The organism is Vibrio sabulosilitoris (genome assembly GCF_055391395.1).
In genome coordinates, this window is the sequence record NZ_AP029600.1 from 770555 (window position 1) to 784237 (window position 13683).

Here is a 13683-nt window from a genome sequence, read left to right on the forward strand (position 1 = left end):
ATGGCTGATAACAAAGATCCCAACAATAATGAAAACAAACTAAATGATGCGGTAGAACAACAAGTTACACCGGATGCTGGGACCGACTCACAGCAGGCGAATACGCGAAATCAACAAAGTACTGCAGCAACGGCTGCGGCGACTGCCGCGGGCTCAGAAGATGCAGCAGCGCAGGCGAATCAGGCGATGGCGGGTGGTCCATCGGGTGCAGGCGAGGAGGGAGAGAGTGGTGGCTCCGGCCCAGCGTCATCGAATGCCTCGGAGCAAGGCCAACAAAGCTCGTCTGCCGCGCAATCGAAAAATGTTGACGGCTCTTCAGATAGTGGTGGGGTTGGTGCTGATACCGGTGGTGGCTCTGGTGGCGGTGCGAGTGCGACGGTAGGATCGCAGCCAGTTGGAGGTGATACTGGTGGCTCAGATGGTGGTGCTGAAGCTGAAGGGGCGACACAAGCGGCGGCAGCGAGCGGTGGAGCTGCGCCAGCTGCGGCTTCTTCAGACGCGGGAGCAGGCACAGGTGAAGAGGAAGAGTTTGATTCACAAACCACCAGTGAGCAGTTCGAGGTCAATGTTGCTGACGGCAGTGATGAGACAACCAGCCAAACCGAGGATGACTTTGACTCGGAAACTACGAGCAGCACCTTCGAAGTGCAAGTGGAAAACGTCAATGACGCACCTGAGGTTGATCAAGACCTCGCCTACATCATGGACGAAGATGGCACCATTACCTTTACTCAAGAACAACTCTTGGAATATGCCAGTGATGTTGATGGCGATGACCTGACGGCTTCAAACCTGTCTGTCGGAGAAAATGCATCAGTTACTGATAATGGTGATGGCACCTTTACCGTTGTACCAGACCCAGACTTTAACGGTGAGCTTGATCTGACGTTTGATATCAGTGATGGTCAGGAAACGGTCACCAGCAATATTGACTTAACCGTGCGTCCAATCAATGATGCGCCAGAAGCGGAAGACAAATCTTATACTGCCGAAGAGGATGGCACACTTACCTTTACCGATGAGCAACTGCTTGCCGGAGCAAGCGATATTGACGGTGATGATTTGTCAGTCGAAGGGGTCAATTACACTGGCGCTGATGGTATTTTGACCGATAACGGTGATGGCACCTATACCTTCGCTCCGAATGAAAACTTCTCTGGTGATGTCGATTTCACGTTTGATGTCAGTGACGGCATTGAAACGGTTACCGCCAATATTGATGTGTCGGTTACGGCAGTCAACGATCCACCGGTCTCTGGCACCACGTCTTATCAAGTTAACGAAGATGGCTCGATCACCATCAGCCAAGAGCAATTATTGTCGCAGGCTTCTGATGTGGAAGGGGATGACCTGACTGCGTCTAATTTAACCGTCGACGGCAATGCAGAAGTGACCATTAATGAGGATGGCTCATTTACTATTACGCCAGATGCGGATTGGAATGGTGATATTGACCTTAGCTACGATATCTCTGATGGCACCGATACTATCCAAGCCACTGCAGATCTCACCGTTAATCCAGTCAATGATCTACCTCAGCCACAAGATCAGGCCTTTACGGTTGAAGAAGATGGCACTCTGACCTTCACCGATGCCGATCTCCTTACCGGCGCAACGGATATCGAAGGGGATGATCTATCGGTTGAAGGGATCAGTTACTCCGGTACCGATGGTATCTTGACCGATAATGGCGATGGCACTTATAGCTTTGCGCCAAATGAGAACTTTAACGGTGACGTAGAGTTTACCTTTGAGGTGTCGGATGGCACTGACACCGTAACGGCCAATGTTGATGTCTCGGTAACTCCGGTAGACGATGCGCCAACAGTGGAAGGTAACTTGTCTTACACCATCAATGAAGATGGTGAGATTACTCTAAGCCAAGAGCAGCTGTTGTCCAATGTCTCGGATGTCGAGGGCGATGACCTTACGGCTTCAAACCTTACGGTTGACGGTAATGCGCAGGTAACGGTCAACGACGATGGCTCATTTACCATTACGCCAGATGCGGATTGGAATGGTGATATCGATATCAGTTTTGATGTCTCTGACGGTGAGAACATTGTTGCTTCTGGTGCGGACCTGACCGTTAATCCAGTCAATGATTTGCCACAACCGCAAGACCAAGCATTTACCGTCGAAGAAGACGGAACGCTAACCTTTTCCGATGCTGACTTACTCACCGATGCAACAGATATTGATGGCGATGATCTGTCGGTTGATGGGGTCAACTATAGCGGCACCGATGGTATCTTGACCGACAATGGCGATGGCACCTACAGCTTTGCGCCAAATGAGAACTTCAACGGCGATGTTGAGTTTACTTTTGACGTGTTTGACGGCACGGATACTGTTACGGCCAATGTTGATGTGTCAGTGACTCCGGTTGACGACGCGCCTACGGTGGAGGGCAACCTGTCGTACACCGTCAATGAAGATGGTGAAATTACCCTAAGCCAAGAGCAACTGCTATCCAACGTGACTGACGTGGAAGGTGATGACCTGACCGCGAGCAACCTAAGCGTCGATGGTAACGCTGAAGTTACCGTTAATGATGATGGCTCATTTACTATCACGCCAGATGCGGATTGGAATGGTGATATTGATATCAGCTTCGATGTGTCCGATGGCGAGAACATTGTTGCTTCCGGCGCCGATCTCACGGTTAATCCAGTTAATGATTTACCACAGCCTCAAGATCAAGCCTTTAGCGTTGAAGAGGATGGTACGTTAATCTTTAGCGATGCCGATCTACTCACTGGCGCGACAGATATTGAAGGGGATGATCTGTCTGTCGAGAGCGTGAGCTACAGCGGCACCGATGGTATCTTGACCGATAATGGTGACGGCACATACAGCTTTGCGCCAAATGAAAACTTTAATGGTGATGTTGAGTTCAGCTTTGACGTTTCCGATGGCACCGATACGGTCTCGGCGAATATCGATGTTTCCGTCACACCAGTTGATGATGCTCCTGTCTCAGGCGATCTGGCATACAGCGTCAATGAGGATGGCCAAATCACGCTTAGCCAAGAGCAGCTGCTGTCGCAGGCGAGTGATATCGAAGGCGATGATCTGACTGCCAGTAACCTCAGTGTTGATGGTAACGCTGAGGTGACCGTGAACAGTGATGGTAGCTTCACCATCACGCCGGATGCCGATTGGAATGGTGATATCGACATCAGCTTCGATATCTCTGATGGCAACAATGTCGTTCAGGCACAGGCGGACTTAACGGTTAACCCAGTTAACGACCTTCCACAGCCTGAAGATCAAGCCTTTACCATGGAAGAGGACGGCATCCTGACCTTTACAGATGCGGATCTCTTAACGGGTGCTACCGATATTGATGGCGATGATCTGTCTATTGATGGGGTAAGTTATACCGGAACGGACGGTATCTTAACCGACAATGGTAATGGCACGTACAGCTTCGCACCAAACGAAAACTTTAATGGCGACGTTGAGTTTAGTTTCGATGTATCTGATGGCACAGATGTTGTGACCGCTAGTGTCGACGTGTCAGTAACGCCAGTGGATGATGCGCCGGTGTCCGGTGATCTAGCTTACAGCGTGAATGAAGACGGTGAAATAACGCTAAGCCAAGAGCAGTTATTGTCACAAGCCTCAGATGTTGAGGGTGATGACCTGACGGCGAGCAATTTGAGCGTCGGCGGTAACGCCGAAGTCACTGCTAATGATGATGGCAGCTTTACCATCACACCAGATGCAGATTGGAATGGTGACATTGATATCAGCTTTGACATCTCCGATGGTAACAACATTGTTCAGGCCCAAGCTGACCTGACCGTTAACCCAGTTAACGACTTACCACAACCGGAAGATCAAGCGTTTACCATGGAAGAAGACGGTACGCTGACCTTTACCGATGCCGACCTATTGACTGGCGCAACGGATATCGATGGGGATGATCTGTCTGTTGAAGGGGTGAGCTACACCGGCACGGATGGTATCCTGACCGATAACGGCGATGGCACCTACAGCTTCGCACCAAATGAAAACTTCAATGGTGACGTTGAGTTCAGCTTCGATGTCTCTGATGGCACTGATACTGTGTCGGCCAATATCGATGTGTCCGTAACTCCAGTCGATGATGCCCCGACCGTTGAAGGCAACTTGTCTTATACCGTTAACGAAGACGGTGAAATTACCCTTAGCCAAGAGCAACTTCTGTCTAATGTAAGTGATGTTGAGGGCGATGACCTGACCGCCAGCAATCTCAGCGTTGATGGCAATGCTGAAGTTACTGTCAATGATGATGGCTCGTTTACTATCACGCCAGATGCGGATTGGAACGGTGATATCGACATCAGCTTTGATGTGTCTGATGGTGAAAACCTAGTTCAATCTGGCGCGGATTTAACGGTCAATCCGGTTAACGATCTACCTCAGCCACAAGACCAAGAGTTCACCGTAGAAGAAGACGGCATTCTCACCTTCACCGATGCGCATCTACTACAAGGTGCGACCGATATTGAAGGCGATGACCTTACCGTTGAAGGCATCAGTTATAGCGGCACCGATGGTATCTTGACCGATAACGGCAATGGTACTTACAGCTTCGCACCGAATGAGAACTTCAACGGTGATGTTGAGTTTAGTTTCGATGTCTCCGACGGCACGGATACAGTAACAGCGAATATTGACGTCTCTGTGACGCCAGTCGATGATGCGCCGACGGTCGAAGGTAACCTGTCTTACACCGTCAATGAAGATGGTGAGATTACCCTTAGCCAAGAGCAGCTTCTATCGAACGTCACTGATGTGGAAGGGGATGACCTTACCGCGAGCAATCTAAGTGTTGACGGTAATGCCGAAGTGACGTTGAACGACGATGGTTCGTTCACCATTACTCCTGATGCCGATTGGAACGGCGACATTGATATCAGCTTTGATGTCTCCGATGGCGAGAATATTGTCGCCTCAGGTGCAGACTTGACGGTGAATCCTGTCAATGATTTGCCTCAGCCACAAGACCAAGAGTTTACCATCCAAGAAGATGGTATCTTGACCTTTACCGATGCCCACTTACTTCAAGGTGCAACGGACATCGAAGGGGATGATCTTTCAGTCGAAGGCATTAGCTACAGTGGTACTGACGGTATTCTTACCGATAACGGTAATGGTACCTACAGCTTCGCACCGAATGAAAACTTTAACGGTGATGTAGAGTTTAGCTTTGAGGTTTCTGATGGCACCGATACTGTCACGGCGAATGTCGATGTATCAGTCACGCCAGTTGACGATGCACCAACGGTGGAAGGTAATCTTTCTTACACCGTGAACGAAGATGGTGAGATCACCCTCAGCCAAGAGCAGTTATTGTCCAATGTGACTGATGTTGAAGGCGATGAACTTACCGCTAGCAACCTAAGTGTTGACGGTAATGCCGAAGTGACGGTTAACGACGATGGCTCGTTTACCATTACCCCTGACGCCGACTGGAATGGCGACATCGATATCAGCTTTGATGTTTCCGATGGCGAGAATATTGTCGCCTCTGGTGCGGACCTCACTGTTAACCCAGTTAACGACTTACCACAGCCCCAAGATCAAGAATTTACCATTGAAGAAGACGGTATTCTCACCTTCACCGATGCACACCTCTTGCAAGGTGCCACGGATATTGAAGGCGATGATCTGTCTGTTGAAGGAATCAGCTACAGCGGTACCGACGGTATTTTGACCGATAATGGCAATGGTACCTACAGCTTCGCGCCAAATGAGAACTTCAATGGCGATGTTGAGTTTACCTTTGAGGTTTCTGATGGCACCGATACAGTATCGGCGAATGTTGATGTGTCTGTCACGCCAGTCGATGATGCCCCTGTTTCGGGCGATCTCGCCTACACCGTCAACGAAGATGGTGAAATCACCCTTAGCCAAGAGCAGCTCCTGTCGCAGGCTTCGGACGTGGAAGGCGATGATCTGACTGCGTCTAACCTAAGTGTTGATGGCAATGCAGAGGTGACGGTCAATGATGATGGCTCATTCACCATTACTCCGGACGCCGACTGGAATGGCGATATTGACATTAGCTTTGATATCTCCGATGGCGAGAATGTGGTTCAAGCGGGCGCCGACCTGACTGTTAACCCAGTTAATGACCTGCCGCAGGCGGAAGATAAGTCGTACACCGTCGAAGAAGACGGTACGCTGACCTTTACCGATGAGCAACTACTTGAAAACGCGACCGATATTGATGGCGATGAGTTGTCTGTAGAAGGCGTGTCCTACACGGGCGCTGATGGTGTATTGACCGACAATGGCGATGGCACCTACAGTTTTGCGCCAAATGAAAACTTTAACGGTGAGGTCGAGTTCAGCTTCGATGTCAGTGACGGCACCGAGACGGTCACGGCGAGTATCGACGTCTCAGTGACGGAGGTCAACGATCCCCCTGTAGCCGGCTCAACCTCATACACAGTTCAAGAAGATAACTCAATCACTATCAGTGATGAGCAGCTTCTTGCTAACTCAAGCGATATCGAGGGCGATGTTGCGGTTGAGGATGTGTCCTACTCAGGCACCGATGGTGTGTTGGCGGATAATGGCGATGGCACCTATACATTCTCACCAAATGAGAACTTCTCAGGTGATATCAGCCTTGATGTCACCGTTGTCGATGAAGATGGTGCAACCGACACCACGACAGCGGGTATTGAAGTTATTGAAGTCAATGATCCACCGATTGCTGGGCCAACCTCGTACACCATAGATGAAGATAGCGTTTTAACCTTTAGTGAGTCGCAAATCCTGGGCAATGCCTCAGATATCGATGGTGAGGTGACCTCACTTGAAATCAACTACGATGGCCCAGACGGTATCTTTACAGTTAATGGTGATGGTACCTGTAGCTTCGCGCCAAATGAGAACTTCAATGGTGAGGTACAACTGAACGTCACCGTGACGGATGACGATGGTGCGACGACTGAAACGGTAATTAACGTTGATGTGTTGCCAATCAATGATGCTCCGGTCTCAGGTGATACTGCTTACCAAGTCGATGAAGACGGCTCTATCACCATCAGCCAAGAGCAACTGCTGTCGCAAGCTTCGGATATTGAGGGTGATGATCTCACGGCTAGCAACCTGACGGTCGATGGTAATGCTGAAGTGACAGTCAATGATGATGGCTCTTTCACCATTACACCTGATGCCGACTGGAACGGTGATATCGATATGAGCTTCGATATCACAGACGGTACGGACACGATTCAGGCTTCAGCTGATCTGACCGTGAATCCAGTCAATGACCTGCCACAGCCAGAAGATCAAGCGTTTACCGTTGAAGAAGACGGTACATTAACCTTTACCGATGCTGACCTATTGACCGGTGCCTCCGATATTGACGGGGATGATCTGTCTGTTGAAGGAGTGAGCTACTCCGGCACGGATGGTATCTTGACCGATAACGGTGATGGCACCTACAGCTTCGCACCAAACGAAAACTTCAACGGTGATGTTGAGTTCAGTTTTGATGTGTCGGATGGCACCGATACGGTCACAGCGAATATCGATGTCTCAGTGACACCAGTCGATGACGCTCCAACGGTCGAAGGTAGCCTGTCTTACACCGTGAATGAAGACGGTGAAATTACCCTTAGCCAAGAGCAGTTGCTCTCAAACGTGTCGGATGTCGAAGGCGATGACCTGACGGCGTCGAACCTAACGGTGGATGGTAATGCGGATGTCACAGTCAATGATGACGGTTCGTTTACTATCACTCCAGATGCGGATTGGAACGGCGATATTGATATCAGCTTCGATGTCTCTGATGGTGAGAATATCGTTGCGTCTGGCGCAGACCTCACTGTTAACCCAGTTAACGATCTGCCTCAGCCAGAAGACCAGGCGTTTACTGTAGAAGAAGACGGTACGCTGACCTTTACTGATGCTGATCTACTGACTGGCGCCACCGATATCGATGGCGATGATCTGTCTGTTGAGGGCGTGAACTACTCTGGCACCGACGGTATCTTGACCGACAATGGTGACGGCACCTACAGCTTCGCGCCAAATGAAAATTTCAACGGTGACGTTGAGTTTACCTTTGATGTGTCAGATGGCACAGATACGGTCAGCGCCAATGTCGACGTATCAGTGACTCCGGTCAATGATGCGCCAACGGTGGAAGGTAATCTGTCTTACACCGTTAATGAAGATGGTGAAATTACCTTCAGCCAAGAGCAGTTGCTATCCAATGTCAGTGATATTGATGGCGGTGATCTCACCGCAAGCAACCTGACAGTTGATGGTAATGCCGAGGTTACCGTCAATGATGATGGCTCTTTCACCATAACCCCAGATGCGGATTGGAATGGTGATATTGATATCAGCTTCGACGTCAACGATGGCGATATCATTGTCGCGTCAGGTGCTGATCTCACCGTTAACCCAGTCAATGACTTACCTCAGCCGGAAGATCAAGCGTTTACCATGGAAGAGGATGGTACGCTGACCTTTACTGATGCGGACCTATTGACGGGTGCGACCGATATCGATGGGGATGATCTGTCTGTTGAAAGCGTCAGTTACTCTGGTGCTGACGGTATCTTGAGTGACAATGGCGACGGTACTTACAGTTTTGCGCCGAATGAAAACTTTAATGGCGATGTCGAATTTACCTTCGACGTATCCGATGGTACTGACACCGTTACCGCGAATGTCGACGTTTCAGTCACTCCAGTGGATGACGCGCCAGTCTCTGGTGATTTGGCATATACCGTTAATGAAGATGGTGAAATTACCCTAAGTCAAGAGCAGCTATTGTCGCAAGCCTCCGATGTCGAGGGTGATGACCTTACCGCGAGCAACCTTAGCGTCGATGGTAATGCTGAGGTCACCGTTAATGACGATGGCTCATTCACCATCACCCCTGATGCCGATTGGAACGGCGATATCGATATCAGCTTTGATATCTCCGATGGCAGCAATGTTGTCCAAGCGCAAGCGGACTTGACCGTTAACCCAGTTAACGACCTACCACAGCCAGAAGATCAAGCGTTTACCATGGAAGAAGACGGTACGCTGACCTTCACCGATGCAGACCTATTGACCGGTGCCACTGATATTGACGGAGATGATCTGTCTGTTGAAGGGGTCAACTACTCCGGCACGGATGGTATCTTGACTGATAATGGCGACGGTACTTACAGCTTCGCGCCAAACGAGAACTTCAATGGTGACGTTGAGTTCAGCTTCGATGTTTCTGATGGTACCGATACCGTAACAGCCAACGTTGATGTTTCAGTCACGCCAGTCGATGATGCACCTGTCTCAGGCGATTTAGCGTATAGCGTTAATGAAGATGGTGAAATTACCTTAAGCCAAGAGCAGTTGCTGTCACAAGCTTCCGACGTCGAAGGTGATGACCTGACCGCGAGCAACCTCGCCGTCGATGGTAACGCTGAAGTCACGGCTAATGATGATGGCTCGTTTACTATCACGCCGGACGCAGACTGGAATGGTGATATCGATATCAGCTTCGATATCTCTGATGGCAACAATGTGGTGCAGGCTCAGGCAGACTTAACAGTCAATCCAGTCAACGACTTACCACAGCCGGAAGATCAAGCGTTTACCATGGAAGAAGATGGTACGCTGACCTTCACTGATGCCGACCTATTGACCGGTGCCACGGATATCGATGGGGATGATCTGTCTGTTGAAGGCGTGAACTACTCAGGCACAGACGGTATCTTGACTGATAATGGCGACGGTACCTACAGCTTCGCGCCAAACGAAAACTTCAACGGTGACGTTGAGTTCAGCTTCGATGTCTCAGACGGTACCGATACCGTAACAGCGAATGTAGACGTTTCTGTCACACCAGTGGATGATGCACCAACCGTTGAAGGCAACCTGTCTTACACCGTTAATGAAGACGGTGAAATCACTCTCAGCCAAGAGCAGCTTCTTTCTAACGTCACTGACGTTGAAGGCGATGATCTTACTGCTAGCAACCTCAGCGTGGATGGCAACGCAGAGGTCACCGTGAATGACGATGGCTCGTTCACCATTACTCCGGATGCGGATTGGAATGGTGATATCGATATCAGCTTCGACGTCTCTGATGGTGAAAACGTCGTTCAATCTGGTGCGGACTTGACCGTTAATCCAGTCAACGACTTGCCACAGCCGCAAGACCAAGAGTTCACCGTTGAAGAAGACGGTATTTTGACCTTCACTGATGCACATCTACTTCAAGGCGCGATCGATATTGAAGGGGATGACCTGACGGTCGAAGGTATCAGCTACAGTGGTACCGATGGTATTTTGACTGATAACGGTAACGGTACCTACAGTTTCGCGCCAAACGAGAACTTCAATGGCGATGTCGAGTTCAGTTTTGATGTGTCAGATGGCACGGATACCGTCTCTGCTAACATTGATGTGTCTGTCACTCCTGTTGATGATGCACCTACGGTAGAGGGCAATCTGTCTTACACCGTTAACGAAGATGGTGAAATCACCCTCAGCCAAGAGCAACTGCTTTCCAATGTCACTGATGTGGAAGGCGATGATCTGACTGCAAGCAATCTCAGCGTGGATGGTAACGCAGAAGTCACGGTTAATGACGATGGCTCGTTCACCATTACGCCAGATGCCGATTGGAATGGTGATATCGATATCAGCTTCGATGTCTCCGATGGTGAAAATGTTGTTCAATCTGGTGCGGACTTAACCGTAAACCCAGTCAACGATTTGCCGCAGCCGCAAGACCAAGAATTTACCATGGAAGAAGATGGTATTCTGACCTTCACCGATGCGCATCTACTCCAAGGCGCAACGGATATCGAGGGTGACGAACTATCTGTCGAGGGCATTAGCTACAGTGGTACCGACGGTATTCTTACTGATAACGGCAACGGCACCTACAGCTTTGCGCCAAACGAGAACTTCAACGGTGATGTAGAGTTTAGTTTCGATGTCTCGGATGGCACCGATACAGTGACGGCCAATATTGATGTGTCAGTGACACCAGTCGATGACGCTCCAACTGTTGAGGGTAGCCTGTCTTACACCGTCAACGAAGATGGTGAAATTACCCTCAGCCAAGAGCAGTTACTATCTAATGTGACTGATGTGGAAGGCGATGATCTGACCGCGAGTAACCTCAGCGTCGATGGCAATGCTGAAGTGACCGTCAATGACGATGGCTCATTCACCATTACCCCGGATGCAGACTGGAACGGTGACATCGATATTAGCTTCGATGTCTCTGATGGCGAGAACATTGTGTCGTCAGGTGCAGATCTGACCGTAAACCCGGTCAACGATTTGCCACAAGCGCAAGACCAAGAGTTTACCATCGAAGAGGATGGCATCTTAACCTTCACGGATGCACACCTACTGCAAGGTGCCACCGACATTGAAGGTGATGATCTGTCTATCGAAGGCATTAGCTACAGTGGCACCGATGGTATCTTGACCGACAACGGCAATGGGACCTATAGCTTCGCGCCTAATGAGAACTTTAACGGTGACGTAGAATTCACCTTTGAAGTTTCTGATGGCACCGACACAGTCACTGCTAATGTGGATGTGTCTGTCACACCAGTCGATGATGCACCGGTCTCGGGTGATTTGGCATACAGTGTCAACGAAGACGGTGAAATCACCTTAAGCCAAGAGCAATTGTTGTCACAAGCGTCTGATGTTGAGGGTGATGATCTCACAGCAAGTAACCTCAGCGTCGATGGTAACGCTGAAGTGACAGCCAATGATGATGGCTCATTCACCATCACCCCAGACGCGGATTGGAACGGTGATATCGATATCAGCTTCGATATCTCAGATGGCGAGAACGTGGTTCAAGCGGGTGCAGACCTCACCGTGAACCCAGTCAATGACCTACCACAGCCAGAAGACCAAGCGTTTACCATGGAAGAGGATGGTACGCTGACCTTCACCGATGAAGACCTATTGACCGGTGCCACCGATATTGACGGGGATGATCTGTCTGTTGAAGGGGTGAACTACTCCGGTACCGACGGTATCTTGACTGATAATGGTGATGGCACCTACAGCTTCGCGCCGAACGAGAACTTCAATGGTGACGTTGAGTTCAGCTTCGATGTGTCGGATGGTACCGACACGGTTACGGCGAACGTGGACGTATCGGTTATGCCGGTGGATGATGCACCAACCGTTGAAGGTAACCTGTCTTACACCGTAAACGAAGATGGTGAAATCACCCTCAGCCAAGAGCAACTGCTATCCAATGTGACTGACGTGGAAGGCGATGACCTGACCGCGAGCAATCTCAGCGTCGACGGCAATGCTGAAGTCACCGTCAATGACGATGGTTCATTCACCATCACCCCAGATGCGGACTGGAATGGCGACATTGATATCAGCTTCGATGTCTCAGATGGCGAGAATATCGTGGCCTCGGGTGCAGACCTCACGGTTAACCCAGTTAACGACTTGCCACAACCGGAAGATCAAGCGTTTACCATGGAAGAGGATGGTACGCTGACCTTCACTGATGAAGACCTATTGACCGGCGCGACAGATATCGATGGGGATGATCTGTCTGTTGAAGGGGTCAATTACTCTGGTACGGACGGTATCTTGACCGACAATGGCGATGGCACTTATAGCTTCGCACCAAACGAGAACTTTAACGGTGACGTTGAGTTCAGCTTCGATGTGTCTGATGGTACTGATACTGTTACGGCGAATGTGGACGTATCAGTTACGCCAGTGGATGACGCGCCAACCGTTGAAGGTAACCTGTCTTACACCGTAAACGAAGACGGCGAAATCACGCTAAGCCAAGAGCAGTTGCTATCTAACGTGACGGATGTGGAAGGCGATGATTTGACCGCCAGCAACCTCAGCGTCGACGGCAATGCCGAAGTCACCGTTAATGACGATGGCTCCTTCACCATCACCCCGGATGCGGACTGGAATGGCGACATCGATATCAGCTTCGATGTCTCTGATGGCGAAAATATTGTCGCCTCGGGTGCTGACCTCACCGTTAATCCGGTTAATGACCTACCACAGCCGGAAGATCAAGCGTTTACCATGGAAGAGGATGGTACGCTGACCTTCACCGATGAAGACCTATTAACGGGTGCGACCGATATTGACGGGGATGATCTGTCTGTTGAAGGGGTAAGCTACTCCGGTACCGACGGTATCTTGACCGACAATGGCGATGGCACCTACAGCTTCGCGCCAAACGAGAACTTCAACGGTGACGTTGAGTTCAGCTTCGATGTGTCGGATGGTACCGATACCGTAACGGCGAATGTGGACGTATCGGTTACGCCGGTGGATGATGCACCAACCGTTGAAGGTAATCTGTCTTACACCGTAAACGAAGATGGTGAAATTATTCTAAGCCAAGAGCAGCTTCTTTCGAACGTCACTGACGTGGAAGGCGATGATCTGACTGCGAGCAATCTCAGCGTCGACGGCAACGCCGAAGTCACCATTAATGACGATGGCTCATTTACCATCACCCCAGATGCAGATTGGAACGGCGACATTGATATCAGCTTCGATGTCTCTGATGGCGAGAATATTGTTGCCTCGGGTGCTGACCTGACCGTTAACCCGGTTAATGACCTACCACAACCTGAAGATCAAGCGTTCACCATGGAAGAAGATGGCACGCTGACCTTCACCGATGCTGACCTATTGACG

Annotated in this window: 1 protein-coding gene (running past one end of the window); it reads left to right on the top strand. The window is 50.0% G+C overall.

Annotation, left to right across the window (positions count from 1 at the left end; genetic code table 11):
• Positions 1 to 13683, top strand: the 5' portion of a protein-coding gene (locus ACZ5R2_RS19130) for a tandem-95 repeat protein (RefSeq protein WP_464903019.1). It continues 35817 nt past the right edge of the window; the window shows 13683 of its 49500 coding nt (coding positions 1-13683); it begins with the start codon at positions 1 to 3; its stop codon lies beyond the right edge, outside the window.